Source organism: Curtobacterium sp. APC 4022, assembly GCF_030407555.1.
Lineage (GTDB): Bacteria > Actinomycetota > Actinomycetes > Actinomycetales > Microbacteriaceae > Curtobacterium.
Window position 1 is genome coordinate 33,000 of the sequence record NZ_JASDDD010000011.1, and the last position, 24,622, is coordinate 57,621.

The following is a 24,622-nucleotide window of genomic DNA, read 5'->3' on the forward strand; positions in this document are numbered from 1 at the left end:
ATCAGGTGCGGACCCACCTCGGCTCGTCGTCCTCGTCCTCGTCCTCGGCGGAGCGCAGCTGCCACCGCTCCGCATCCGGCTCGATCACGATGTCGTCGGTCAGCCAGAACGTCTCGTCCGGTGCCCACCCGGCGAGCACCGTCGCACCGCCGTCGACGTCGATCGCCCGACCGGCTGCGGCGAGGTAGCCCTGCACGGACACGTGCACGGCGTCGTGGTCCGCCGCGACGGCCGCGTAGTCGGGGAGGAACCAGTGCTCGTCGCGCCCGGTCGACTCCCACCACTCCCGCCGTCGTGCCCACCGCACCGACATCGGGTAGCGCTCGACCAGGCGCGCCCAGTCCGCGGCGCCGTGCACCTCGAACACCCGGGCGCCGGCTGGCGGCTGCAGGGATCGGAGCAGGACCTCGTCGTCGCCGAAGGAGTCCTCGACCAGGGTCGACCCGGACGAGCCGAGGCCGTCGATGCGCCGCGTCGACGACGGCAGGATCGCTGCTCCGCCGGGCTCGTCACCGAACTCGTGGGGCGTCGACCACCAAACGCCACCAGTGGCGTCCGCCACGGGCCCGTCGACGCGGGATCGTCCTTCACCGGCGACGACGTAGCGCCGCCACCGGTCGAGCACCTCGGCCACCGACCGCGCGGACGCGACGACCTCCGGCACACCGTTCCGCACCGGCTGCGTCACCCACTGCGCCGTCCGGTCGACGTCCGTGCCCCACCACGCGGCGGACGGGGAGGCGACGACTGCCTCAGCCACAGTCCGGAGTGCGTTCCGCACGGCCGGGAGGCCCGTGATCGCGTCCTCGACGAACGGTGGCTGCCACGGCATCGCCGACTCGACCGTGTGCTCCAGTACGGGGAGGAACCGCAGCGGATGCGTCCAGGCGGCCAGCTGTCTCGTGTCCACGCTCGACAGGACGGCGGCGAGGGCGTCGGCGGCGTCCTGCTCCGGACGGAGGTCGGCGAGCAACCCGTAGCTCGTGGTGAGCGGTTCGAGGAGCGCACCGACGGCCCGGTCCACGCCCGCGTCGAGCCTGGCGGCCACGGCGAGGCAGAGGGTTCGGAACCGGGGACCATCGAGGAGTTCGTCGGGCGTCGTCTGCTGCACCACCGGATCCTTCCACGCCCGGGCCGTCTGCAGGAGGATGGCAGCGGCGACGACGCTGGTCGCGCCTCCCGTCCGTGCCGACGACGACCGCCGGCCGACCCGCGAAGGACACCCCATGCAGCCCTCCACCCTGACCGGATCCGTCGCCCTGGTGACCGCGGCGTCCCGCGGCATCGGCCGTGCCGTCGCGCTCGACCTGGCGGCCCACGGTGCCGACGTGGCGCTCGGGGTCCGCGACCCCGAGGCAGCGGCAGGCCTGGCCGACGAGATCCGCGGGGCGGGCCGACGCGTGGTGGTCGTGCCGATGGACGTCACGGACCTGCCCTCCTGCCGGACCGCGGTGGACGCCGTCGTCGCGGAGCTCGGGAGGATCGACGTGCTCGTCAACAACGCCGGCGGCGGCATCGTCGAGGACGCCCTCGACGTGACCGAGGAGCACTTCGACACGGTGTGGGCGCTCACCACGAAGTCGACGTTCTTCATCTCGCAGTACGTGGCCGAGCACATGCGGACCGCGGGCGGCGGGTCGATCGTGAACATCGCCTCGCAGGCGGGGCTCGTGGCGCTGCCCGGGGAGTCCGTCTACTGCCTGAGCAAGGCCGCGGTGATCCACCTGACCAAGTGCCTGGCCGTGGAGTGGGGGCAGTACGGCATCCGCGTGAACGCCGTCGCGCCGACCTTCATCGAGACCGACGGCACCGCTCCGGCGTTGTCCGACGACGCGTTCCGGGCCGACACGGTGGAGCGGATCGCGGCGCTGCACCGGATCGGCCGGCCCGAGGAGGTCGCTGCCGCCGTGACGTTCCTGGCAGGCCCGGGCGCATCGCTCGTCACCGGGACGGCGCTGCCGATCGACGGGGGCTGGACCGCTCGATGACGATCGGACTGCGCCGGATGGCACCGCGCGACCCTGCGCAACGACATCGCGCCGCGACCCCGCTGGAACTGCTGTTCGACCTGGTGTTCGTCGTCGCGGTCGGTCTGGCGGCGACGAACCTGCACGAGATCGAGGCCGGGGGACACCTGGCGTCCGCCGTGTTCTCGTACTGCCTGGTGTTCTTCTCGATCTGGTGGGCCTGGGTGAACTTCACCTGGTTCGCGACCTCGTTCGACACCGACGACTGGCTCTACCGCGTGATGACGGTCGTGCAGATGGCCGGGGTGCTGGTGCTCGCCGCGGGGGTGCACGACGCGATGGTCGACGATGACTTCACCATCGGCATCATCGGGTACGTCCTGATGCGCCTGGCGCTCGTCGGACAGTGGATCCGCGCCGCGGTCTCGTCGCCGCGGTACCGGCGGACCGCGTTGCGCTACGCGGTCGGGGTCGTCCTCGTGCAGGTCCTGTGGGTGGCCTCCCTCGCGCTGCCGCTCGAGTTCCGCCCGGTCGCGACGCCGTTCCTCATCCTCGCCGAGGTCCTGGTGCCGGTGTGGGCGGAGACCGGCGCCGAGACCACCCAGTGGCACACGCACCACCTGGCGGAGCGGTACTCGTTGTTCACGCTGATCGTCCTCGGTGAGGGGCTGGTCGCCTCGGCGAACGCGGTGATCGACGCCCTGGCGCACACCGAGCACCTCGGCTCCCTGCTGACCCTCGCCGCCTGCGGGCTCGTGATCACGGTCGGCATGTGGTGGATCTACTTCTCGCGGGAGCAGCACGACCACATCCGCTCGCTGCCGACGGCACTGCTGTTCGGGTACGGCCACTACGTCGTCTTCGCCGCCGCCGGTGCCCTGCCGGCTGGCATCGAGGTCGCCGTGCAGGCCGATGCGGGACACGGCGGGCTGACCGACGCGGCGGTCGCCGCGACCGTCGCCGTCCCGGTCGCCCTGTTCGTGCTGTCGATCTGGTGGTTGGCGATCCGCCCGTCCCTGCCACTGCGCGTGAACGTGCTGGTGGTCGCCCTCACCCTGGCCGTCGTCGCGTCGATCGCGCTGCCGGCGGTGTCGCTCCCGCTGACCGCGGTGCTCGTCGTCGCGGTGGTCGTGACGCTCGAGGTCGCGTCGTCCAGCGGCCATCGCGACCGCCCGGAGGCCTGACCCTCGACGTCGTCAGCCCGTCAGCCCGTCAGCCCGTCAGCCCGTCAGGTACGGGTGTCGGACGCCAGGGCGATCCGGACGCCCCGGTACGCCAACCCGATCACGGTCACCACGACCCCACCGACGATCGAGGGCACCGGCAACGCCGCCACGAGGACGACACACCCGACCGCTCCACCGACGGCCAGGAGGCGCGGGTACCGCCGGTCACGTCGCTCCTGCGTCAGGGCGGCCGTGTTCGCGACGAAGTAGTACAGCAGCACCCCGAAGGACGAGAACCCGATCGCCCCGCGCAGGTCGGTCACGGCGACGACGAAACACACGACCAGGCCGAGGACGACCTCGGCACGAGCGGGGACGGACGTCCGCGGGTCCACGACGGCGAACCACCCCGGCAGGTCGCGGTTCCGCGCCATCGCCAGGCTCGTCCGTCCGATGCCGGCGATCATCGCCAGCAGTGCGCCGAGCGCTGCGGCAGCCGCTCCGATCTGCACGACCACTCCGGCCCACGGCTGCCCGGCCGTGGCGACGACGGACCGGAGCGGCGCACCGGACGCGGCCGTGCCTCCCGGCCCGAGTGCGTGCAGCGTGGCGACCGCGACCAGTGCGTAGACGACGAGGGTGATGCCGAGGGCGGTGGTGATCGCGCGGGGGATGGTCCGGACAGGGTCGATGACCTCTTCGCCGAGGGTCGCGATGCGGGCGTACCCGGCGAAGGCGAAGAACAGGAACCCGGCGGCTTGCAGGACCCCGACGGGCGTCGGCGCCGGGGCGGGGTCGTCCACGGTCGGTCCGGTGTGGGTGAGCCCGATGACGACCACGACCGTCAGGGCGACGAGCGCGACCGCGACCGCGACGAGGATGCGGGTGAGGAACGCCGTCCGGGTGATGCCCGACGTGTTGACGACCGTGAGGGCGAGGACCGCGACGATCGCGACGGGCCTCTGCCACGGCTCGGGGACCAGGTACGCGGCGACGGTCATCGCCATCGCCGCAGAACTGGCGGTCTTGCCGATGACGAACCCCCACCCGGCGGTGAAACCGGCCCAGGGACCGAGGCGTTCGCGTCCGGAGACGTACGCCCCACCGGATGTCGGGTACCGCGCCGCGAGCTGCGCAGAGGACGTGGCGTTGCAGAAGGCGATGACGCCCGCGAGCAGCAGCGCGACGAGCATCGCACGGCCGGCGACGGCTGCCGCGGGCGCGAACGCCGCGAACACGCCGGCACCGATCATCGAGCCGAGCCCGATGAGGACGGCGTCGTGCAGGCGCAGACGTCGGGCGAGGGCACCGGTCGCGGAAGAGCTCACCCCGGCATCCTGACCGGATCAGGTGAACAGCGCGGAGCCGCCGGTCGGCTCAGGCCGCGTGCCGGCCGAGCGACACCGACTCGAGCGGCGTGTCCAGCAGCTGCCGGCCGCGGAACCAACGCAGCAGCCAGTCCGCCGGTGACCCGGACAGCCCCGCCGGCAGACCACCGCGTCGCTGCAGGAAGTCACTGGACCCGGGCTCGTCACGCAGCTCGGCATCGGACGGGTTGCCGAACGCCATCGACCAGCCGTCGAACCGACGGGTGTCGATGTCCTCGCGGCTCAGCGAGCGGACGTCCCGGTGCCGGGGGTCGTGCTGGATCGCGGCGAACCGGTCCTCGACGCTCCACGCCGGACCCTCGAGGACCTGCATGAAGCGGCCGTCCTTGGCCACGAGCAGTCCGGAGACACCGAGGGCGTCGTTCTTCAGGCGGGCGTCCCGCAGCAGGTCGACGAGCTGGGCGTCGGTGAGGTCGTCGACGGCGACGGACATGTAGACGAGGGAGAGCACGATCCACGATCCCTCGCGTCCGGTGCAACGGTCAACCGTGGCCGCCACACGGATCCGGATACCGCACTCCTGGCGGTCCCGACCAGCAGCCGGACGGGAGGCGCGGGTCGGCGCCGCCCCGCGCCTCCCGTCCGTCAGTCGGTCCCGACCGCCACCGTCTCCCGACGCTTCTGCCGCCACGGCTCCGCCGGACGGTCCTCACCGTCCCACACCTGCACCACGCCCCACACCGCTGCGACGAGCGGCACGGCGACGATCGCCCCCGTCACACCCGCGACCACGGTGCCGGCCGTCAGCGCGACCAGGACCACGAGTCCGTGCAACTGCAGCGACCTGCCCATGAGCACCGGCTGCAGGAAGTTGCCTTCGACCTGGTTCACCACCACGACGATGACGACGACCGCCAGGGCCTGCCACGGCCCCAGGGTGACGAGCGTCACCAGCGCTGCCAGGAGCCCGATGATCGGCGCACCGATCATCGGGATGAACGACGTCACGAACGCCACCACCGCGAGCGGGACGGCCAGCGGCACCCCGAGCAGGAGCAACGCGGACCCGATCGCGATCCCGTCGAACGTGGCGATCGCCGCCTTCCCCCGCACGTAGCCACCCAGGGTCGACACCACCCGGTCCCCGATGCGCCGCGCCCGCTCGTACGACGCCCCCGTGAACGGGCGGAGCAGGAACTCCCACAGCGCCGGACCGTCCTTGACGAAGAAGAACAGGATGACCGCGGTCAACACCGAGCCGGTCACGAAGGTCGTCAGCGCGGACAGGCCCGCCAACGCCCCCGCACCGAAGCGGGAACTCGTCACGAAGCCGACGGCCGTGTCCACGAACTGGTCGATCTGCCGGTCCGTGATCGTCACCGGCAGGTGCTGCACCCGGTCGTGCAGCTGCTGCAACCCGTCCACCGCCGACTCGCGCAACGCCGGCATCTGCTGCGACACCGCCGCCACGAGCAACCACCCGATCGCGGTCAGGACCGCCAGGACCGCCACGAAGCACACCAGGGTCGCGACCAACGACGGCACCCCGTGCCGACGCAACCACCCCGCCATCGGGTACATGGCGGACGCGATGATCAGCGCCAACAGCACCGGGATCGTCACCACACCGACCTGCGACAGCGCGGTCACCAGGACGCCCAGGACGATCAGCACCCCGATGAGCTGGAAACACCGGACCGCCAGACGGCCGAAGCCGTCCGACCAGGGTGACCGACGTCCGGGGACAGCGTCCGGGGAGGTCGACGACGGGGCGTGGCGGAGGAAGGGCATGGCGCTCCGGACGATCAGCGCGGCACGACGACGGAGCCGTGCCGCTGCAGGTGGACGGGCGACGGCAGCGACGACCCGCCCCGACCGTACCGGACCCGGACGGTGCCGCGACCACGTCCCCTTCCGTTCACCCGGCCTGCCTACCGTCACCCCTGATGCCGCCGCAGCACGCCCCCTTCCGCACCGACGTCCACGCCGTCCGCGCCGTGGCCGTCGTGCTCGTGCTCGGGTACCACCTCGACCTCGGTTGGCTGCGCGGCGGTTTCGTCGGGGTCGACGCGTTCTTCGTCGTCTCCGGGTTCCTCATCACCGGGCAACTCGTCCGCCAGCTCCGCGACACCGGACACATCGACCTCCCCGCCTTCTGGGCCCGCCGAGCACGCCGACTCGCCCCCGCCGCACTGCTCGTCCTCGCCGCCACCGCGACCGCCGCCGTGCTGCTCACCCCACGGGAGGACTGGCCCACCCTCGGCGCCCAGCTCGCCGCCAGCGACCTCGCCGTCGAGAACTGGGCACTCGCCGTGTCCAGCACCGACTACCTGGCGGCCGGGGACCCGTCCACCCCGTTCGAACACTTCTGGTCCCTCGGGGTCGAGGAGCAGTTCTACCTCCTGTGGCCCCTGCTGCTCCTCACCGTGTGGTGGGCCGCCCGACGACGTCGCGGCATGACCCGAGGGGTCCGCGAACGCGCCGTCCTCGTCACCGTCCTGGTCGTCATCGCCGCCTCACTCACCTGCTCGGTCGTGCTCACCGCCACCGACCCCGCACCCGCCTACTTCTGGCCGCACACCCGGGCGTGGGAGTTCGGCGTCGGTGCGCTCCTCGCCCTCGCCCCGGGCGTCCTGCCCGGATCGCCCCGGGTCCGGGCCGCGCTCGCCACCACCGGCTGGCTCGGGCTCGTCGCCTGCGGACTCCTGCTCACCCCCGCCGTCCCGTACCCGGGGACCGCCGCTGTCCTGCCCGTCGCAGCCACCGCCCTCGTCATCGCGGGACGGACCGAGACCGGCGTCCTCGGCCGCGCCACGGGCCTCCCGCCCGTCCGCTGGCTCGGCCGTGTCTCCTACCCGCTCTACCTCTGGCACTGGCCGGTCGTCCTCCTGCTCCCAGGGGTCCTCGACCTGCCCACCCCGGCGCGCGTCGCCGTCACGGTCGCCCTCGCCGCCGCACTCGCGCACCTCACCACCGTCCTCGTCGAACGTCCCGTCACGACCGGGAGGCTCGCCCACCTCCGCCCGCGCGTCACCCTGGCCGTCGTGGCCGCGGCCACCGCCCTCGTCCTCGTCGTCCCCGCCGTCGGGTGGGGTGCCGTCACCGCACAGCTCCGGACGGACCGCGCCCTCGCCGCCGAACTCAGCACCGACGGGGACCGGTGCTGGGGAGCCGCCGCCATCGCCCCCGGCAGCGGGTGTGCCGTCGCCGGGGACCCCCGGCACGGCACGACCCCGTCGACGATGACCGCCGCCTACGACGTCGACCCCACGTGGGACGACTGCCAGGCCGAGGCGACCGATGCCCGCAGCTGCGTCGTCGGCGTCCGCGGCGGCACCCGCGTCGCGCTCATCGGGGACTCGCACGCCCACCAGTGGTCCTCCGCCCTCATCACCCTCGCCGAGCAGCGGGGGTGGGAGCTGCACTTGATGGTGAAGGGCGGGTGCGAGTTCTCCCACGTCCGCTGGAGCGACGTCTCCGCCGCCGACGACCGACGCTGCGGCGCCTGGAACCGGGCCGTCGACCGGTCCCTCGCCGCCTCCGCGCCCTACTCGCTGGTGTTCACGTCCTCCCGCTCCGACCTCCGGGGTGCACCCGTGGGGACGGACCCGGTGCGGAGCGCGCTCGACGGGTACCGGGCCTCCTGGCAGCCGCTCATCGACCGCGGGGCGAGGATCGTCGCCATCCCGGACACCCCCGCTGCCGGCAGCGGCGTGCAGCACTGCGTCGACACGCACCCGGGCGACCCCGGGGCCTGCCGGATCAGCACCGACCGGGCCTTCGCCGCGGGGGACCGGCTGGTCGCGGCAGCACGGGCGACCCCGGGCGCGGTCGTGGCGGACCTGACGCCGTCGTTCTGCACCGACGGGACCTGCCCGGCGGTGATCGGCAACGTGCTGGTCTACCGGGACTCGCAGCACCTCACCCGCACCTACGTGACCACGCTCGTCGGGGCGCTCGGTCGGCGGACGGACGCGGCGCTCCGCGACCCGCCCGGGCCCTGACGCGCTGCGGCCTGGGGACGGGGCTGTGCCCGCGGACAGAGCGGCCGGGTAGTCAGGACGCATGGGTCATCGTTTCCGCGGCAAGGTCGTCGTCATCACCGGAGCATCGAGCGGCATCGGCCGAGCCGCTGCGCGCGAGTTCGCCAAGCAGGGCGCCACGCTCGTCCTCGCCGCACGCGGGAAGGAGAGCCTGGAGGCCGCCGCCGCCGAGTGCCGTGCGCTCGGCGCCGAAGCCGTCGCGATCCCCACCGACGTCGCCGAGGAGCGGCAGGTCAACGACCTCGTCGCGACCGTCACCGCCCGCTTCGGCCGCATCGACGTGTTCGTCGGCAACGCGGCGCTCTTCGTGTACGGCCTGTTCGAGCAGACGCCGACCGAGGCGTTCAAGCGGGTCGTCGACACGAACCTGCACGGCCACGTCCACGCCGTGAAGGCGCTGCTGCCGCACTGGAAGCAGCGTGGCAAGGGCACCTACGTCCTGGTCGGGTCGATCCAGTCGCTGCTCTCGGCGCCGTACCAGTCGGCGTACGTCACGAGCAAGCACGCCGCCCTCGGGCTGATCGACGTCCTGGCCGACGAGCACCAGGGCACCGGCATCCGGTTCGGCGCCGTCCTGCCGTCGACGATCGACACCCCGATCTACCAGAACGGCGCGAACTACACCGACAAGGCCTCGCACCCGCTGCCGCCCACCGTCTCGGTGCAGCGTGCCGCGAAGGCCGTCGTCGCGCAGGCCGTGCACCCGAAGCGGAACCGGTACGTGGGTCGTCTGCAGGCCACGTTCGTGATCGCCGAGTTCGTCGTGCCGTGGCTGTTCCACCGGATCACGACGCCCGCGGTGGAGGTCTTCGCGCTCCGCGGACACCAGGCACCGACGGACGGCAACCTCTACGCCCCGAACGATGCCGGCAACGCCACCGACGGCGGCTGGGTCGCGAAGCGCCGTCGGGTCACCCGGCCGCTCGTGTGGCTCGGTCTGGCCGGCCTCGTGACGCTCGTCGTGCGGCGCGGCCGGCGCTGACGTCGCTGTCCCTCCCGATCCCGGTACTCTGCTGAGGTCGGGCGGGAGGGGCACTGATGGACGGTCACGAGGCGCAGGCGGGCGAGTTCCACGGACGCGATCCGGGCGGGTCGGACTGGACGGCGGTCCTGGTCCTCGCATGGACGGTGTTCGGGCTGGGCTTCCTGGCGCTCGCGATCTGGTGGAACGCCTTCGAGCTCGTGGACGTCGGACCGTCGTTCGGCCGTGCCGCGCTCGTCGCGCTGCCGCCCCTCGTCGTTCTGCACCTGGTGCACTGGGCCGTCCGGCGTCGGGCCGCCCGTCGAGCGGCCGACGTGGTCCACGCTGCCGTCCCGACCGTCGCGGGTCCGCCGACGTCGCGGCCCGCAGCAGCGTCGGGCTCGTCGACGACGCCGATCCCCACTGACCGCCCACCTGCTGCCGGCGACGCTCGTGCGACGGCCGCGGCCCTCGAGGCCGGCGCGATCGCGGTCCTCGGCGCCTACCGCTCCACCGTCCCCGCGCCGATCGCAGCGACCCGGATCGGCGGCCTGCCCGCGGTGCCCGAGGACTTCGAGTGGCCCGAGTGCCGGCACCACGGCGAACCGATGCAGTTCACCGCGCAGATCGAACACGAGGGCACCCTCGTCAGCGTCTTCGTCTGCCAGTTCGACCCCGGTACGTGTGCCTCGTGGGAGGCGGACTCCGGGGCCAACGCGGCCTTCGTGTTCTCCGGTCGGGACCTCCGGCTCGCCGAGTACCCGGCGTCGCCGCACGGGGACCCCGACGACCCGGAGCCGGCCTGGCCGCCGGTCACGGACGACGAGTACCTGCTCGGCCTCGCCGCGGCGACGACCCCGTCGGACGAGGACGAGCAGCTCGGCGTCCCCGACGACGTCTGGTTCGCCGGGCAGTACGGCGGCGACCCCGACTGGATCCAGGACGACGAGACCCCCGACGGCCTGCGCTTCGTCGCCTCGATCGAGTCGGGTCCGCTGGAGTTCGACTTCGGTGACGGCGGGTCCGCCTACGTGTTCTCGGACGGGCAGCGGGCCGCGGTCCTCTGGCAGTGCTCCTAGGCCTTCCGCCGGCCTTCCTCGTCCAGGGCCCGGGCCTCGTCCCCGGCCCGCTCCAGCGCAGCGTCGGCGTCCACCGTCAGGACGGATGCGGCCGGCAGCAGCGGCGGACGGCTGCGGGGCGCGGGGGAGCCACCGAAGCTCCACTCGCCACCGAGCAGGAACGACCGGTCCGGTTCCGCGAGGGCCAGTGCCTGTGCCAGGTCCGTGAGCGGCGAGACCGGTGCCCCCTCGGACGGCTCGTCCCAGTTCGATGCCTCGCGGCGGACCTCGTCGCCGTACTGTTCGACGTCCTCGGCATCACCCCAGGACATGGTGACGAGCTGGTCCAGTGCCAGGTGCACGACGGCGTGCTCGGTCCGCTCGGCGACCGAGGCCACGTCTGCCAGGAAGGCACGGGCGGGCTCGTCGACCTCGGGCCAGGCTGCGGCGACGGCCGGCAGCCGCGCCAGGTGCGCGTCCCACGCTGCCGTGGGGACGAGTCCGACCCAGAGGAACGGCAGGACGTTCTGCACGTCCCACGTGCCGGTGGTCGCCGTCAGATCCTCCGTCGCGGCCGCGGTCACCGCCCGTGCCTCGTCGGCCGAGCCCGGACGGATGAGCAGTGTCAGCTGGTTCCCCACCCGTCGGACACTACCGGCGGCCCGGGCGCTCATCCGCCCACCCGTAGGGTCGAGTCGTGTCATCGACCGCCAGCAGCAGCCGTACCCGGACCACGCCGACCCTTCGCCGCGCGCTCGGCTCACTGGTCGGTCTCGCCACCGTCCTCGCCGGCCTCGCGACCGCGGCACCGGCATCGGCTCACTCCGGCCTCACCGGCAGCACGCCGGCCGAGGGTGCCGTCGTGACGAGCGACCTGCGCCAGGTGGACCTGACGTTCACCGAGGCGCCCCTCGCCGGACTCGACGCGGGCCTCCGCATCGAGGTCCGCGACCAGGCCGGCCAGGACGAGTCGACCGGGGACGTCACCGTCGCCGGCACGACCATGTCGAAGTCGGTGGACCTGTCCGCCGGGCCGCACACGGTGCTCTGGCGGTACGTCTCGCCGGACGGTCACCCGATCGACGGGCAGGTCGCGTTCACGGTGCAGGCGATGGAGACCCCGGTCGCCGACCCGACGGCCTCACCCACCGCGACTCCGAGCCGGGAGGCCCGTGGATCGTCCGACACGTCGGTCACGGCGACGCCCACCCCGCTCGCGGACGTCCCCGACGGGACCGCCGCCGCCGCGTCGCCGAGCGCACTGCCGTGGGTGGTCGGCGGGTTGGCCCTCGTCGTCGTCCTCGGCGTCGTCGCGGTCGTGGCGAGCCGCCGCCGCGCTGCGCCGACCGAGGACTGACCGGTCAGTTCGCCAGGTCGTCCAACCAGTTCGACCGCAGCCGGAGTGCCCGCTCGATGCTCCCCGCGACCGTCGCGACCCCGGCCGCGATGTTGACCAGGAGCGGGATCTCGATCGCCAGTTCGAACGCGCCCACGGCCTGTTCCACCGGCGGGATCGCCGTGATGCCCTCGAGCAACTGGGGCACGGCGAGCCCCACACCCGCCAGCACGACCAGGGTCGACGTGGTGCCGATCGTCCGACTCAGTCCGGGGCGCTCGGCCGCCAGGCGGGCTCGGCGGCCCTCGGCGCTTCCGGGCAGCGGCGTCAGTTGGCGCGCCTCGCCCGTGGCGGCGACGAAGTGGCACCGACGCAGCCCGAAGGTGCCGACGGCGACCTCGATGTGACCGCCGGGTACCGAGAAGCGGGTCGGGAGCGACGAGACGAACAGCAGTCGGCCGTCGCGGTACAGCCGGGCGCGGACGGCGCCGTCGTCACGGTCGCCCAGGTGGTTCACGTCGACCGTGTAGCTCGCCGTCATCGTGGTGCCGGGGTCGGTCAGGTCGATCTGGAACAGCGACCGGGTCGCCACCTGCCACCAGCGCAGCGGTGGCAGCGGCTCCCCGTTGCCCTTGCGCACACGCCGTTCCCGTCGGCGATCGCGCCACCCGTCGTTCCCCATCGGCCCCCGCCTCCGCCCGTGGCGCTCTCGGCGCCGCCGTCACCGGTGTCGACCACGCGACTGCGGACCGACTGGTGCGACCAGTGTCGCAGGCCGTGTCAGTGTGCGTCGAGGACCGCGGCCACCGCCTCCACCTCGACCAGCTGGTCGTCGTAGCCCAGCACGGTGACGCCGAGCAGCGTGCTCGGGACGTCGTGCTCGCCGAACGCGTCACGCACGACCCGCCAGGCGGTGACCAGGTCGGCCTGCCGCGACGACGCCACGAGCACGCGGGTGCTGATCACGTCCGTCAGGCGCGCGCCGGCGTCCGCCAGCGCCTGACGGAGGTTCGCGACGCACTGCGCGGCCTGCGCCGCGTGGTCGCCCGGGGCGACGGTCCTGCCGTCCTCGTCGAGCGGGCACGATCCGGCCAGGAAGACGAGTCGGGCGTCGGCCGGCGTCGTCGCAGCGTACGCGTACTCCGCCGGGCTGAGCACGTTGGAGCGGATCAGCTCGACGGCGCCGGGCCGTCCGCCGTCCGTCACTCGAACATCTCCGCGAGCATCGCCGTCGCGTCCCCGTCCACCACGTGGGCGGACCGCGCCTCCGGCCAGCGCAGGACCCCGTCGTCCGGCCAGCACGGCACCACGTGGAGGTGCAGGTGCGGCACGCTCTGCCCCGCGTCCGCCCCGGTCGCGCTGAGCAGGACGACCCCGGTCGCCCCGAGCGCCGCACGCATCGCCCGCCCGACCCGTTGCGCGAGCAGGTTCGTCGCCCGCAGCGCGTCCGGGGAGACGTCCAGCAGGCCCGTGGCGTGCTCGCGCGGCAACACCAGCGTGTGTCCCGGGGCGAGCTCCGACTCGGGCAGCGGCCGGAAGGCGACGGCGTCCGGCTCGCGCTCGACCCAGGCCGTGCCCTGGTCGTCGTGCTTGATGAGGTGGCAGAAGACGCAGTCGTCCGGGAGGCCCACCCCCGTCATGCGCGCTCGTCCCGTCGAGCGCGGTGTGCGCGCAGGGCCTCGACCACGAGCGCGTGGTCGTCGTGCATCTCGAGGCCGCTGACACCGACCGCTCCGACGAGGGCGCCGCGGACGAGCAGCGGGAACCCGCCGCCGGCCGCCTGGTACTGCCGGGGGTCGAGCGCCGCGGCCTCGTCGAACGAGGACCCGCCGAGCTCGTACTGCGTCCGCACGGCCAGGGTGCTGTGCGCGAAGTGACGGACGACGCGGAACTTCCGGTCGAGCCAGGCGTCGTTGACCGCCGCGGACCCGGGCGTCGCGGCGTGGAAGACCCGCTGTTCACCGAAGGACACCGCGAAGCCCACGCCGAGACCGCGTTCGAGGGCGGTCGACCGCAACCACGAACCCACCGTCCAGGCGTCGTCGAGGTCGAACGCGTCGTGGTCGAGTTCGCGCTCCTCGTAGAGCAGCACGGCGAGCTTCTCGTCGGTCGGCAGGTCGCGGTAGCGGGCTCCGGTGGTGTCGGGCATGGTGCTCCTCACAGGGACGGCGGTGTCGCTCGTCACGGTAGCGGCTTCCTCCTATGGTGGGCACGTGGAGTTCCCGGGGGAGGCGGACGGCGCGCGTGACGCGTCGACCTCTCCGGGGTCACCCCGGGGCACGCAGTACCAGCAGGACCACACGCCCCGAGAGGCTCGGCGCGCTCCGCGCGCTCGCCCTCACGGAGGCACCGACAGGTCCCCCGGGAACCCCACGCCCCTCGACGTCGTCGCCACCGCGCTGGCCGACGCGTTCCTCGCCTCGGGCGGGTGGGACGCCGACCACCTGACCGCCGCCGGGTACGACGTCCTCGGCATGGAGCGTGCGTACGTGGAACTGGCGGTCCGGGCGGCGCTCGAGACGTACCCACGGCCTCCCGTCGGTGCGCCGCGTCAGCTGGCCGCGGTGCTGGCCGGGTCCCCGCCGCTGGTGCGGCTGCACGACGCGCGGCGCGACCGCCGACCGGTGCGGGTGCTGCTCCGCCGCGCGGTCGCGGTGCAGGCGGTCCCGACCGTGTCGAGCCGCCTGCTCGTCGACACGCTGCCCGAGCTCGCGCGGGAACTCGACGTGACCGTCGGGCGGCTGCTCTGGCTCGCCGACACCCGCGGCTGGAACCGGCGACCGGGCCCGTCGAGCCCGCTGCACCACCACCGTCACGAGTGGGTGCGACGGCCCGGACGGACCCCGCGGCTGCTCGAGAAGCCGATGGACCTGCTCCGTCGGACGCAGCGCACCGTGCTCGACGAGTTGCTCGCGGTCCTGCCCGTGCACGACGCGGCGCACGGGTTCGTCCCCGGTCGCAGCGTCGTCACGGGCGCCGCAGTGCACGTCGGTCAGCCGGTCGTGGTGTCGGCGGACCTCACCACGTTCTTCGCGAGCGTCCGGGCGCAGTCGGTGTACGGGGTGTTCCGGAGCGCCGGATTCGCCGAACCGCTCGCACACGTCCTCACCGGCCTCTGCACGCACCGGGTGCCGGTGCACGTCCTCACCGCGATGCCGCCCGGTGGTGACGCGGACGAGCGGGGTGCGCTCCGGCGGGTGCTCGCCGACTCGCACCTGCCGCAGGGGGCACCGACCTCGCCGGCGTTGGCGAACACCGTGCTGCGACACCTCGACGCGCGGCTGGCGGGCTGGGCGGCATCGGTCGGTGCCGCGTACACGCGGTACGCCGACGACCTGACGTTCAGCGGCGGTGGCGACCTGGCACGACGACCGGACGCGTTCCTCCGTGGTGTCGAGCGGATCGTCTCCGACCAGGGGTACCGGCTCAACGCCCGGAAGACCCGGGTCCGCCGTGCCGCTGTCCGGCAGTCGGTGACCGGCGTCGTCGTCAACGAGCGGACCGCTCCCGGCCGCCGCGAGGTCGACCGGCTGCACGCGGTCCTGCACAACTGCGTCGTGCACGGTCCGGCGTCGCAGGACCGCGGCGGGCACGCGGACTTCCGGGCGCACCTGCTCGGCCGGATCGGCTGGGTCGCCCAGGTGCACCCGGCGCGGGCGGTCCGACTCCGCGAGGAGTTCGACCGCATCGCCTGGTGACGAGGGGACGCGTCAGCCGAACAGCTCGCGCAGCCGGGGGAGCGTGTCGGCGTCCTCGTGCGGACCGCCGCCCTCGTGGCCGTTGTACTCCCAGACGGTGATCTCCTTCGGCCCCGCCCACGCGTTGTACGCGGCGTACACCGTCGACGCCGGGCAGATCGGGTCCATCAGCGCGACCGAGAACCACGCCGGGGCGGTCGCGCGGGCGGCGTGCAGCACCCCGTCGAAGTAGGCGAGCGTGCTGAAGACCCGGTCCGTCGCGGTGCGGTGGGTCGCCAGGTAGTCGACCAGCTCGTGGTACGGGTAGGCGTCGGTGATCTGCGTCGCGTGCCGGTGGTCGCAGAGGAACGGCACACGGGGGAAGACCCCGGCCAGCCCCTCGACCAGCCCGGCGACGGCGATCGCGAGTCCACCGCCCTGGCTGCCGCCGAGGACCGCGATCCGGTCGCTGTCGATCAGGTCGAGGTCCCGCGCGGCATCGACGGCACGGACGGCGTCGGTGGTCAAGCGCCGGTAGTAGTAGGTCTCGGGCGACTCGATGCCGCGCGTCATGACCCCGGGGATCGCGGGCCCGGAGCCGTCAGGGTCGGGGGTGTCGCCGGTGGCCCAGCCCGAGCCCTGCCCGCGGGTGTCCATGAGCAGGTGCGCGACGCCGGCGGAGGCCCAGAGCAGCCGCTCGGTGGGCAGGCCACGACCGCCGCCGTAGCCGATGTACTCGACGACGGCGGGGAGCGGTGCGTCGGCACTGCTGCCGGCGGGGACGGTGAGCCACGCGGCGATGCGCTGCCCGTCCCACCCGGCGAACGAGACGTCGTAGGTGTCGACGGTGGTCAGGCCCGTGTCGACCCGGTCGGCCTGGACGGCGATCGGGTGTTCGCGCGCCGCGGTCATGGTGCGTCGCCAGAAGTCGTCGAAGTCGTCCGGTTCGGCGACGCTGCCGCGGTACGAGGTGAGGTCGGGTCCGGTGATGTCGGTGTACACGTTCCGACCCTGGCACGGCGTCCCGCTCGGCGGAAGGTGACCGCTGTGGATCGGATGGGATGGGATCAGACCGCGAGCGTCGGCTGAGCGTCCACTCGGGCCACTGCCGGATCCGCCCGACGTCCCCTACGCTGCATCTGAGAACCGGTCTCACGAAAGGACGGCAACCATGACCGACACCACTCCCGAGACGCCGCAGGCCGACGAGCACCGCGTCGCCGAACACGGCGTCGCCGAGCACGACCACGAGCAGGACGGCGGCGAGCACGCGCAGGTCGAGCACGGCGACCACGTCGACTTCGTGCACGACGGCCACCGTCACGCGCGTCACGAGGACCACTACGACGAGCACTGATCCTCGCTGGTGACGCCCGGCGCTGATCGTGGCGCGGGCGCCTGCCGGACGGGAGGCGCGGTACCGGACCGGTGTCGCGCCTCCCGTCCGCTGTGGGTGCCGTCCGGCGTGGTTGACGCGGTTGTCGATGGGCGAGTATCGTTGGGTTGACACGGTTGACGAGAGGGGCCTGATGGAATCGACACTGCACCGCACGCGATCCGCGGCCGAGGAGCTGAGCCCGGCCGAGTCCGCGCTGCTGCAGGCACTGACCGAGCGGATCCGCCTGGGCGAGGCGGACGCCGCCCTCACCGACACCGCGGACGTCGATGCGTTGGCCGAGCGGATGCTCGCCGCGCTGCCGACCGTCAAGCACGAGACCGACGCGCTGATCGGGCCGTTCTACGACACCGCCTCGTTGGCGAACTGGCGGGGGGTCACCCGGCAGGCGATCCACAAGGCGACCCAGAAGCGCGACCTGATCGGGCTGAAGATCGGCGACGGCACCAGGGTGTTCCCCGCGTTCCAGTTCGGTCGGACCGGGACGCCGCTGCCGCACCTGCGCGACGTGCTCGACCTGATCGACCGCGATGCCATCGACCCCTGGGGCAGTGCGCTGTGGCTCAACACGGTCGCCGACGAGTTCGGCGGGACGACCGCCGCGCAGGCGCTCCGCGACGGACGGGTCGAACCGGTCCTGACCGCCGCTCGCCGAGCCGCCCACGCCTGGCATGCCGACGCCTGAGCGGGAACCGGCGCGGACCGACGTCGCGCAGCAGCCACCGGGCGACGACCTCGACCTGACCGGCTTCCCGGCTGCCGAGTCGCGCGGGACGACGTTCTACCGGGCCAAGCGGCACGACCGCGGGGCGTGGTGGTTCGCGTCGACACCCGCCGACGCCGACGGCGTGGACGGCGGCCGCTTCGACCTCGCCGACCCGCGGGGCACCTGCTACTGGGCGGACTCGGTCGAGGTCGCCGTGCGGGAACGGCTCGCCCACCACACGCTCCACACGAACACCGTGTTCGCCGCCCGGGCGCGCGAGATGGTCGTCGTGGCGGCACGGGCTTCCCGGGGTCGACGCTTCGCCGACGTCACCGACCCGGCCGCCGTGCGGTCGGGGGTCGGCGCGGAACTGCAGACGATGGGGGACTACCGCGTCCCCCAGGCCTGGGCCCGGGCGTTCGACGCGTCGGGGTTCGCCGGCGTCCGCTACAGCACCCGGTTCACCAGCGCCGCCGCGGCGAACGCGTGGGCGGTGTTCGGCGACGCCGGCATCCCGCGCAAGCCCCGGCCGGAGCGGGTCCACCGGGACGGCATCGCCGCGTGTCGGGAGTCCGGCATCCGGGTGCTCGAGGACGGCTCACAGGCCGGACCGGAGCGGTTCACGTTCGTAACGCCGCCGCGCTGAGGGACACCGCTCCCGCTGCTGTCGGTGGCTCGTCCTACCGTGCGGGTCGTGGCCGAACCAGTGGATGCGTGGTGGCGCCGCCGACAGTGGTCGCGCGGTGTCCCGGTGCCGTACGCCGTCGGCGAGTTCCGTGCCGAGTGGGCGTCGTGGCCCGTCCTGGTGCGGCAGTACCACCCGGACTGGAACGCGGGCGTCGTCCTGACCCAGATCCCGCCGGCCGCCGACGTGCTGCTGACGTGGGAGTGCGACGTCGGCCACGTCTTCGTCGCCACCCCCAGCGAGCAGCGGTCCCGTCCTGGTCGTGAGCGCCGTCGGTCCGTCTGGTGCCCGGAGTGCGCCGTCCTCGCCCAGCCGCAGCGGTGGCCGGTGCTGCCCGAGGACTGGCCGTCTGCCGTCCCGGTCCCGCAGCGCGCTGTGCGGTCGAGCGGGCGACAGACCCTGCCCGCCGCGCCCGCTCGGGGACTGCCGGGAGGCGCGGTCCCCTCGTCGCGCCGGAGGCCCGCCCGCACGCGCACCGGCAGCACGGCCGGCCGCGGGCGCAGTACCCGGACGGCCGCGCCCCGGTCGATCTGCCCGAACACCCCGCGGCTGCCGTCGGGGGAGTCGTTCGTCAGCCAGTGCGCGCCGGCGCCGGCCTCCGCGGTCGAAGCCGAGCTGCGCGCCGGACTGCGCGCCCGCCTGGACCTGACGTTCGAGCACACCGCGATCCGCCTGGACCGGCCGTTCCACGAGCACGTCGAGGTCTGGCCGGACATCATCCTGCCGGAGCTGCGCGTCGCGATCGAGTACGACTCCACCGGCAGGCACGGGCTCGAGCACGTCGGCTCGCGCGAGGAGTCCGACCGCCGGAAGGACCGCGCCACCCGGGCCGTCGGGTGGGAGGTCGTCCGGATCCGCACGGGTCGTCTGCCCGTCCTCGGGCCGTGGGACCTGCAGGAGTCCGGGGTGTCGGGCCGCACGATCGACCGGCTCGTCGACGTCCTGCGCGAGATCCGCGGCCCGCTGTTCGTCGACGCCTACGCGCGCTGACGGGCGTCCGTCCGGGGCCGGCTGAGCCGGCTGGGTCGCCGCACAACGAGAACCGGTCCGCGCCAGGGTCCCCCGCGGTGCGAACCGGTTCCGGTGGTGCGTGTCCACGCCGAACCGACGCAGCGCGAGCCGGGCCGGCGCGAGCCGGGCCGGCCCGGGCCGCCGGCTCAGCCCCGGAGCGCCAGCGCCTCGCTCATCCACCGCGTGTGCAGCGCCCACGGGTCCGGCACACCGGCGGCCACGACGTCGACGTGCGCCAGCAGCTCCGGCGTCACCCGGAACCACTCGGTGCCCGGGTACCGCGAGGTGGCGAACTCCTCGTGCCGCTGCCGCTCGAGGGAACGGTCACCGCGCTCGAACCCGAGCAGGTCCTGGTGGGCGATCCGACCGAGGCGCTGCCGCGGGTTCGCGGTCGTGCCGATCTTGACCCGGTCGCCGGTGTCGTCGCGCATCCGCAGGTAGTACACGACGTCGACCCGCGGTGCCCCGAGCTCACCGTCCGGCACGTCGCCGAAGCGCCACTCGCAGACGGCGCAGACCGAGCCGGACGGGAACCGCACCCCGATCCGGCCGCCGCAGACCAGGCAGGGCCCGGGCAAGAGGTCCTCGACCCCGACGTGCTCGGCCGCGAACTCGGCGACCAGCGTGACGTGTCCGGTGCACAGCGGCACCGGGGCCTCGGGGGAGACCACTGCCGTGCAGCCGGGGACGCAGCAGCGCGCGGGACTCTCCGACCGGACCATGCGCGGCACGCTACCGACGGCCACCGACGCCGCCGGGTCGGTGGGGGCTGCCGGGCTCAGTCCTCGAAGACCACGCCGATCGGTTCGCGCTTCTCCTCCTGGAACCGGTCCTCGGCGCGTCCGAGCGCCCAGTACGCCGACAGCGACAGGTAGGCCTTCTCGAGCCCCCAGTCGTCCTGCAACACCCGACGGATCGCCTTCACCGCGGCCCGCTCGCCGTGCGCGAAGACGCTCACCGGACGGGAGGCGCGGGGCAGCTCCCGGGTCGCCGCCAGCAGCAGCGTGCCCGGCTCGGCACCCGCCGCGTCGCGGTGCAGCCAGCGCAGCTCGACGCCGGTCGGGTGCACGAGCGGCTGTTCGTCGGCGGGGCCGGTCACCTCGACCAGGGCGACACCCGTGGCGGACGGGAGCATGGCCTCCAGGGCGGCGCCGATCGCGGGCAGGGCGCTGTCGTCACCGAGCAGCACGTGGGTGACGTCGGGGTCCGTGGAGGGTGCCCAGCCGCCGCCCGGACCGGACAGCGCGATGCGGTCGCCGGGGCGGGCCGCCGCGGCCCAGGGGCCGGCGAGGCCGTCGGTGCCGTGCACGACGAAGTCGATCGCGATGGTCCGGGTGACGGGGTCGACGGCGCGGACGGTGTAGGTGCGGCGAGCGGGCAGGTCCGACTTCGGCATCGTGGCGCGGAGGGCGTCGAGGTCGTACGGCGGCTGCAGGCCGGTACCCGGCTTCGGCAGCATGAGCTTGACGTACTTGTCGGTGGTCGCCAGGCGTTCGGGGTCGGCGTGCTCGATGAACGCGTCGTACCCGGCGCCGCCGAGGTGGACGCGGACCATGTGCGGGCTGAGGCGCTCGGTGCGGTCGACGACCAGGACGTGCTGTGGGCGGTTCGGCTTCGGGCTCATCGTCGGACGAGCCTCCTTTCCTGGGTCTTCCCGCCGGAGGGTGACGACGGACACCTTGTGAGGTTAGCCTCACCTCATGAGCACGAACGTCGTCCCGTTCTCCGAGGCCCTGCGGGTCCGGACACGGCGCTCGCACGGGGTCACGGCCGGCCACGGCTTCATGCACGACCTGGCGGAGGGCCGGTGTGACGTCGCCGACTACGCGACGCTCCTCGGGCAGTACGCCTTCGTCTACGACGCGCTCGAGTGCGCAGCCGACCGGATGGCCGACCACCCGGTCGCCGCCCCGTTCATGACCAGCCGACTCACGCGCATGCCGGGCATCCGCGCGGACCTGGAGTTCCTGGTCGGCCCGGACTGGGACGAGCTGCTCACTCCGCTGCCGGCGACGACGGCGTACGTCCGGCGACTCAACGAGGTCGCGGCGACGTGGCCCGGCGGGTTCGTCGCCCACCACTACACGCGTTACCTCGGCGACCTGACCGGCGGTCACGCCATCGGACGCCTGCTCGCCGACCAGTTCGGCTTCGAGACCAACGGCGTCCTGCTCTGGATCTTCGACCAGGTCGCCGACCCCGCTGCGTTCTCCGACACGTACCGCGCCGAACTCGACGCGGCGCCGTGGAGCGACGACGAGCGGGAGCGCGTGATCGCGGAGGTGGAGCTGGCCTACCGGCTCGACGCCGGGCTGCTCGCCGCGGTGGACGGGATGCGTCTGCCGTCCGCCCTCGCCGACCCGGCCTGAGCCGGGCTGATCCGGCCTGACCCGGGCGGATCCGGGTCGCGCCGCGGTCCGAGCCAGCCGCACCAGGCCGTCCGGACGGTCGTCGTCACGTGACGTCGGCGCCCGGTACGCTGCTGCCACGCCGGGACAGCCCGGACCGACCCGGGAAGGACGAGATGACGGCGATCGACGGTTCGACGCGCTTCGGACGCGCGCGTGACGACGTCAGCGGAGCGGTCGACAGCGACCTGCGTGCTGACGTGCGGTACCTCGGCAACCTGCTCGGACGGGTGCTCCGCGAGACCGGCGGTGACGACCTGCTGCGCGACGTCGAGTCGCTGCGCCAGGCGGTCATCGACGCGTACGAGGGCACCGACGAAGACGGCGCCACCCGCGCCGAAGCGGTGGTGGCCACCTTCTCCGCCGAGCGTGCCGAAGAGGTCGCCCGGGCGTTCACCTCGTACTTCCACCTGGTCAACCTGGCCGAGGAGCACCACCGCGTCCGGGTCCTCCGTGCCCGCGGGGACGACGGCGGCCAGCCGGGGGACTCGTTCCCCGCCACGTTCGTCGAGCTCGTCGAGCAGGTCGGCGCCGACGAGGCCGCGGCCCGGCTCGAGGGCCTGCGGTTCCACCCCGTCCTCACCGCGCACCCGACCGAGGCCCGCCGCCGTGCGGTGACCACGGGCGTCCGCCGCATCACCGACCTCATCGACGAGCGCGACCGCACGAAGAACGCGACCGCCCGCGCCGAGAACGAGCGCCGACTGCTCGAGGAGATCGCGACGCTCCTGCGCACCTCGCCGCTCCGCACCACCCGGCCGACCCCGCTCGACGAGGTCCGTACCGCGATGAGCGTGTTCGACCAGACCCTGTTCGAGATCGTGCCGCAGGTGTACCGGCTGCTCGACGACCGGCTGCAGGGCGACGATGCCGGCCGAGCCCCGGTGCAGGCTCCGGCGTTCGTGCGTTTCGGCACGTGGATCGGCGGCGACCGCGACGGCAACCCGCACGTCACCGCCGACGTCACGCGCCAGGCCGCCGAGATCGCGGCGGAGCACATCCTGCTCGGGCTGACCCGGGCCGCGACCCGCATCGGCAGCGCCCTGACCCTCGACGCCGACCACACCCCGGGTGACGCCGGCCTCACCGCGCTGGTCGCCGCGCAGGAGTCCTTGGACCCCGACGTCGCCGAGCGCATCGGCATCCGCGCCCCCACCGAGACACACCGCCGCGCGCTGCTGTTCATCGCCGCCCGCATCGACGCCACCCGTCGCGACGACCGGCCGCTGGCGTACCGCGGCCCGGACGAGCTCCTCGCCGACCTGCACGTGGTGCAGGCGTCACTGACGGCCGCCGGGGCGCTCCGTGCCGCGAACGGCGAGCTGCAGAACCTCGTGTGGCAGGTCGAGACGTTCGGGTTCCACCTGGCCGAGCTCGAGATCCGCCAGCACTCCCAGGTGCACCGCACCGCCCTCGCCGAGATCCGTGCCGGTGGTGCCCTGAGCGAGATGACCGAGGAGGTCCTCGCCGTCTTCCGCACCATCGCCGACCTGCAGCGCCGCTACGGCGTCCGGTCGGCCAGCCGGTACATCGTGTCGTTCACCCAGTCCGCCGAGGACCTGGCGAACGTCCACGAACTCGCCGTCGCCGCACTCGGGTCGGTCGAGGCAGCCCCGGTGCTCGACGTCATCCCGCTGTTCGAGACCTTCGCCGACCTGCACGCCAGCGTCGACATCCTCGACGAGGCCGTCCGCACCGAGCCGTTCCAGCGTCGCCTCGGGGCGACCGGGCGCCGGCTCGAGGTCATGCTCGGCTACTCGGACTCCTCGAAGGACGTCGGCCCGGTGTCGGCGAACCTGGCGCTCTACGACGCCCAGGCCCGGATCGCGTCCTGGGCGGCGGCGCAGGACGTCGAGTTGACGCTCTTCCACGGCCGCGGCGGCTCCCTCGGCCGCGGTGGCGGTCCGGCGAACGAAGCCGTGCTCGCGCAGCCGCCGGGGTCCATCGACGGCCGCCTGAAGCTCACCGAGCAGGGTGAGGTCATCTTCGCCCAGTACGGCGACCAGGACATCGCGGCCCGACACCTGGAGCAGATGGCCTCGGCGACGCTGTTCGCGTCGTCGCCGTCGAACGAGGCACGCACCGCCGTCGCGGCCGAGCGCTTCGCCGACCTGGCGCAGCAGCTCGACGACGTGTCCCGCGCGGCGTTCTACGACCTGGTCAAGGCCGACGGCTTCGCCCCGTGGTTCGCCCGCGTCACCCCGATGGAGGAGCTCGGGCTGCTGCCGCTCGGGTCCCGTCCGGCCCGCCGAGGTCTCAGCGTCGAGTCGCTCGAGGACCTCCGGGCGATCCCGTGGGTGTTCTCGTGGACGCAGGCACGGATCAACCTGGCCGGCTGGTACGGCCTGGGCTCGGCGCTCGAAGCGGTCGGTGACCTCGACCTGCTCCGCACCGCGGCCGCCGAGTGGCCCCTCTTCGCGGCCCTGATCAAGAACGTCGAGATGTCGCTCGCGAAGACCGACGTCCAGATCGCCCGTCGGTACCTCGAGCTCGCGGACCGCGACGACCTCGGTCGCAAGGTCCTGGACGAGATGGACCGGACCCGCTCGTGGGTCCTCCGGATCAGCGGCGCCGAGGACGTGCTCGAGGACCGACCGGTGCTCGCGCGCGCCGTCCGACTGCGCTCCCCGTACGTCGACGCCCTGTCGCACCTGCAGCTGCGCGCGCTCCGGGCGATCCGGTCGTCCGGCAGTTCCGACACCACCGACGGTGACCACCGGCTGCTCCTGCTGACGGTGAACGGCATCGCCGCCGGCCTGCAGAACACGGGGTGATCCCCCGGACCGGGGGCACGGACGCCAGCGCGTCCTGTTCCCCCGGTCGCCATGACCCGTTAGCCTCCGATGAGGCACGCGCAGACTCTCGAGGGGGCCCCACACA

Annotated in this window: 25 protein-coding genes; 13 read left to right on the forward strand and 12 right to left on the reverse strand. The window is 73.5% G+C overall.

The genetic code is table 11. The features are described from left to right. Position 1: 1 nt before the first annotated feature. Positions 2-1,111, reverse strand: a complete 1,110-nt coding sequence (locus QL987_RS05505) for a hypothetical protein (RefSeq protein ID WP_290156676.1) — start codon at positions 1,109-1,111, stop codon at positions 2-4. A gap of 115 nt (positions 1,112-1,226) precedes the next feature. Between QL987_RS05505 and QL987_RS05510 the strand changes: the two genes are divergently transcribed. Further along, a complete protein-coding gene (locus QL987_RS05510) occupies positions 1,227-1,988 on the forward strand; it encodes an SDR family NAD(P)-dependent oxidoreductase (protein ID WP_290156677.1) in 762 nt (253 codons plus the stop codon). Further along, the gene (locus tag QL987_RS05515; protein WP_290156678.1) at positions 1,985-3,151 is read left to right on the forward strand and encodes a low temperature requirement protein A; all 1,167 of its coding nucleotides are present in this window, start codon (positions 1,985-1,987) and stop codon (positions 3,149-3,151) included. The genes QL987_RS05510 and QL987_RS05515 overlap by 4 nt, the downstream gene beginning before the upstream one ends. Before the next feature lie 44 nt (positions 3,152-3,195). Here the strand turns inward: QL987_RS05515 and QL987_RS05520 are convergent, their stop codons facing one another. The 3 genes from QL987_RS05520 to QL987_RS05530 form a co-directional block, all read right to left on the reverse strand. Further along, positions 3,196-4,461 carry an APC family permease gene (locus QL987_RS05520; protein ID WP_290156679.1) on the reverse strand — a complete coding sequence of 422 codons (1,266 nt, stop codon included), beginning with the start codon at positions 4,459-4,461 and terminating at the stop codon, positions 3,196-3,198. A gap of 49 nt (positions 4,462-4,510) precedes the next feature. After that, a complete protein-coding gene (locus QL987_RS05525; RefSeq protein ID WP_253462817.1) occupies positions 4,511-4,972 on the reverse strand; it encodes a BLUF domain-containing protein in 462 nt (153 codons plus the stop codon). A gap of 134 nt (positions 4,973-5,106) precedes the next feature. Then, positions 5,107-6,252 (reverse strand): AI-2E family transporter, encoded by a 1,146-nt coding sequence (locus QL987_RS05530; protein WP_290156680.1) that lies wholly within the window; start codon positions 6,250-6,252, stop codon positions 5,107-5,109. A gap of 155 nt (positions 6,253-6,407) precedes the next feature. Here QL987_RS05530 and QL987_RS05535 point away from each other — a divergent pair, with 155 nt between their 5' ends. The 3 genes from QL987_RS05535 to QL987_RS05545 all read left to right on the forward strand — a co-directional run bounded on the left by QL987_RS05535 (position 6,408) and on the right by QL987_RS05545 (position 10,544). Next, positions 6,408-8,465 carry an acyltransferase family protein gene (locus tag QL987_RS05535; protein ID WP_290156681.1) on the forward strand — a complete coding sequence of 686 codons (2,058 nt, stop codon included), beginning with the start codon at positions 6,408-6,410 and terminating at the stop codon, positions 8,463-8,465. A gap of 61 nt (positions 8,466-8,526) precedes the next feature. After that, positions 8,527-9,486, forward strand: a complete 960-nt coding sequence (locus tag QL987_RS05540; RefSeq protein ID WP_290156682.1) for an SDR family NAD(P)-dependent oxidoreductase — start codon at positions 8,527-8,529, stop codon at positions 9,484-9,486. A gap of 56 nt (positions 9,487-9,542) precedes the next feature. Beyond that, positions 9,543-10,544: a DUF1963 domain-containing protein gene (locus QL987_RS05545; protein ID WP_290156683.1), complete on the forward strand. Its 1,002-nt coding sequence runs from the start codon at positions 9,543-9,545 to the stop codon at positions 10,542-10,544. On the opposite strand, the gene QL987_RS05550 is transcribed toward QL987_RS05545, so the two are convergent. Next, positions 10,541-11,164 carry a hypothetical protein gene (locus tag QL987_RS05550; protein ID WP_290156684.1) on the reverse strand — a complete coding sequence of 208 codons (624 nt, stop codon included), beginning with the start codon at positions 11,162-11,164 and terminating at the stop codon, positions 10,541-10,543. The genes QL987_RS05545 and QL987_RS05550 overlap by 4 nt on opposite strands. 56 nt (positions 11,165-11,220) lie before the next feature. Here QL987_RS05550 and QL987_RS05555 point away from each other — a divergent pair, with 56 nt between their 5' ends. Beyond that, the gene (locus tag QL987_RS05555) at positions 11,221-11,880 is read left to right on the forward strand and encodes a copper resistance protein CopC (protein ID WP_290156685.1); all 660 of its coding nucleotides are present in this window, start codon (positions 11,221-11,223) and stop codon (positions 11,878-11,880) included. 4 nt (positions 11,881-11,884) lie between these two features. On the opposite strand, the gene QL987_RS05560 is transcribed toward QL987_RS05555, so the two are convergent. The 4 genes from QL987_RS05560 to QL987_RS05575 all read right to left on the reverse strand — a co-directional run bounded on the left by QL987_RS05560 (position 11,885) and on the right by QL987_RS05575 (position 14,008). Beyond that, positions 11,885-12,541 (reverse strand): hypothetical protein, encoded by a 657-nt coding sequence (locus QL987_RS05560; protein WP_290156686.1) that lies wholly within the window; start codon positions 12,539-12,541, stop codon positions 11,885-11,887. Between the two features lie 98 nt (positions 12,542-12,639). After that, entirely contained in the window at positions 12,640-13,065 is a 426-nt protein-coding gene (locus tag QL987_RS05565) for a Rid family hydrolase (protein WP_290156687.1), read from the reverse strand. Continuing rightward, entirely contained in the window at positions 13,062-13,499 is a 438-nt protein-coding gene (locus QL987_RS05570) for an HIT domain-containing protein (RefSeq protein ID WP_290156688.1), read from the reverse strand. The genes QL987_RS05565 and QL987_RS05570 overlap by 4 nt, the downstream gene beginning before the upstream one ends. Next, on the reverse strand, positions 13,496-14,008 hold the full coding sequence (locus QL987_RS05575) for a heme-degrading domain-containing protein (RefSeq protein ID WP_290156689.1): 513 nt from the start codon (positions 14,006-14,008) through the stop codon (positions 13,496-13,498). Before QL987_RS05575 ends, QL987_RS05570 begins: the two co-directional genes overlap by 4 nt. A 64-nt stretch (positions 14,009-14,072) precedes the next feature. Between QL987_RS05575 and QL987_RS05580 the strand changes: the two genes are divergently transcribed. After that, on the forward strand, positions 14,073-15,557 hold the full coding sequence (locus tag QL987_RS05580; protein ID WP_290156690.1) for a reverse transcriptase family protein: 1,485 nt from the start codon (positions 14,073-14,075) through the stop codon (positions 15,555-15,557). 12 nt (positions 15,558-15,569) lie between these two features. On the opposite strand, the gene QL987_RS05585 is transcribed toward QL987_RS05580, so the two are convergent. Then, entirely contained in the window at positions 15,570-16,538 is a 969-nt protein-coding gene (locus QL987_RS05585) for an acetylxylan esterase (RefSeq protein ID WP_290156691.1), read from the reverse strand. A gap of 169 nt (positions 16,539-16,707) precedes the next feature. Between QL987_RS05585 and QL987_RS05590 the strand changes: the two genes are divergently transcribed. The 4 genes from QL987_RS05590 (at position 16,708) to QL987_RS05605 (ending at position 19,313) form a co-directional block, all read left to right on the forward strand. After that, positions 16,708-16,893 carry a zinc transporter permease gene (locus QL987_RS05590; RefSeq protein WP_111073251.1) on the forward strand — a complete coding sequence of 62 codons (186 nt, stop codon included), beginning with the start codon at positions 16,708-16,710 and terminating at the stop codon, positions 16,891-16,893. Between the two features lie 172 nt (positions 16,894-17,065). Further along, complete coding sequence (locus QL987_RS05595; protein ID WP_221850736.1) at positions 17,066-17,617, forward strand: hypothetical protein; 552 nt, start codon at positions 17,066-17,068, stop codon at positions 17,615-17,617. After that, positions 17,604-18,284: an RES family NAD+ phosphorylase gene (locus QL987_RS05600; protein WP_290156692.1), complete on the forward strand. Its 681-nt coding sequence runs from the start codon at positions 17,604-17,606 to the stop codon at positions 18,282-18,284. Before QL987_RS05595 ends, QL987_RS05600 begins: the two co-directional genes overlap by 14 nt. A gap of 48 nt (positions 18,285-18,332) precedes the next feature. Continuing rightward, positions 18,333-19,313: a hypothetical protein gene (locus QL987_RS05605; RefSeq protein ID WP_290156693.1), complete on the forward strand. Its 981-nt coding sequence runs from the start codon at positions 18,333-18,335 to the stop codon at positions 19,311-19,313. A gap of 167 nt (positions 19,314-19,480) precedes the next feature. Here QL987_RS05605 and QL987_RS05610 read toward each other — a convergent pair whose 3' ends face one another. Together QL987_RS05610 and QL987_RS05615 are read right to left on the reverse strand one after the other, a co-directional pair. Continuing rightward, positions 19,481-20,056, reverse strand: a complete 576-nt coding sequence (locus QL987_RS05610; protein ID WP_290156694.1) for a GIY-YIG nuclease family protein — start codon at positions 20,054-20,056, stop codon at positions 19,481-19,483. A 56-nt stretch (positions 20,057-20,112) separates the two neighbouring features. Next, on the reverse strand, positions 20,113-20,958 hold the full coding sequence (locus QL987_RS05615; protein WP_290156695.1) for a siderophore-interacting protein: 846 nt from the start codon (positions 20,956-20,958) through the stop codon (positions 20,113-20,115). Between the two features lie 76 nt (positions 20,959-21,034). Between QL987_RS05615 and QL987_RS05620 the strand changes: the two genes are divergently transcribed. Together QL987_RS05620 and QL987_RS05625 are read left to right on the forward strand one after the other, a co-directional pair. Continuing rightward, the gene (locus QL987_RS05620) at positions 21,035-21,703 is read left to right on the forward strand and encodes a biliverdin-producing heme oxygenase (RefSeq protein WP_290156696.1); all 669 of its coding nucleotides are present in this window, start codon (positions 21,035-21,037) and stop codon (positions 21,701-21,703) included. Positions 21,704-21,858: 155 nt separating this feature from the next. After that, entirely contained in the window at positions 21,859-24,516 is a 2,658-nt protein-coding gene (locus tag QL987_RS05625; protein ID WP_290156697.1) for a phosphoenolpyruvate carboxylase, read from the forward strand. Positions 24,517-24,622 lie beyond the last annotated feature (106 nt).

What these genes read in the sequence shown, in the direction of transcription:
- QL987_RS05540 (WP_290156682.1), top strand. Translation starts at nt 8,527, where the DNA reads ATGGGTCATCGTTTCCGCGGCAAGGTCGTCGTCATCACCGGAGCATCG.
- QL987_RS05590 (WP_111073251.1), top strand. Translation starts at nt 16,708, where the DNA reads ATGACCGACACCACTCCCGAGACGCCGCAGGCCGACGAGCACCGCGTC.
- QL987_RS05625 (WP_290156697.1), top strand. Translation starts at nt 21,859, where the DNA reads ATGACGGCGATCGACGGTTCGACGCGCTTCGGACGCGCGCGTGACGAC.
- QL987_RS05535 (WP_290156681.1), top strand. Translation starts at nt 6,408, where the DNA reads ATGCCGCCGCAGCACGCCCCCTTCCGCACCGACGTCCACGCCGTCCGC.
- QL987_RS05620 (WP_290156696.1), top strand. Translation starts at nt 21,035, where the DNA reads ATGAGCACGAACGTCGTCCCGTTCTCCGAGGCCCTGCGGGTCCGGACA.
- QL987_RS05560 (WP_290156686.1), bottom strand. Translation starts at nt 12,541, where the DNA reads ATGGGGAACGACGGGTGGCGCGATCGCCGACGGGAACGGCGTGTGCGC.
- QL987_RS05575 (WP_290156689.1), bottom strand. Translation starts at nt 14,008, where the DNA reads ATGCCCGACACCACCGGAGCCCGCTACCGCGACCTGCCGACCGACGAG.
- QL987_RS05615 (WP_290156695.1), bottom strand. Translation starts at nt 20,958, where the DNA reads ATGAGCCCGAAGCCGAACCGCCCACAGCACGTCCTGGTCGTCGACCGC.
- QL987_RS05600 (WP_290156692.1), top strand. Translation starts at nt 17,604, where the DNA reads ATGCCGACGCCTGAGCGGGAACCGGCGCGGACCGACGTCGCGCAGCAG.
- QL987_RS05530 (WP_290156680.1), bottom strand. Translation starts at nt 6,252, where the DNA reads ATGCCCTTCCTCCGCCACGCCCCGTCGTCGACCTCCCCGGACGCTGTC.
- QL987_RS05610 (WP_290156694.1), bottom strand. Translation starts at nt 20,056, where the DNA reads ATGGTCCGGTCGGAGAGTCCCGCGCGCTGCTGCGTCCCCGGCTGCACG.
- QL987_RS05570 (WP_290156688.1), bottom strand. Translation starts at nt 13,499, where the DNA reads ATGACGGGGGTGGGCCTCCCGGACGACTGCGTCTTCTGCCACCTCATC.
- QL987_RS05515 (WP_290156678.1), top strand. Translation starts at nt 1,985, where the DNA reads ATGACGATCGGACTGCGCCGGATGGCACCGCGCGACCCTGCGCAACGA.
- QL987_RS05545 (WP_290156683.1), top strand. Translation starts at nt 9,543, where the DNA reads ATGGACGGTCACGAGGCGCAGGCGGGCGAGTTCCACGGACGCGATCCG.
- QL987_RS05595 (WP_221850736.1), top strand. Translation starts at nt 17,066, where the DNA reads ATGGAATCGACACTGCACCGCACGCGATCCGCGGCCGAGGAGCTGAGC.
- QL987_RS05510 (WP_290156677.1), top strand. Translation starts at nt 1,227, where the DNA reads ATGCAGCCCTCCACCCTGACCGGATCCGTCGCCCTGGTGACCGCGGCG.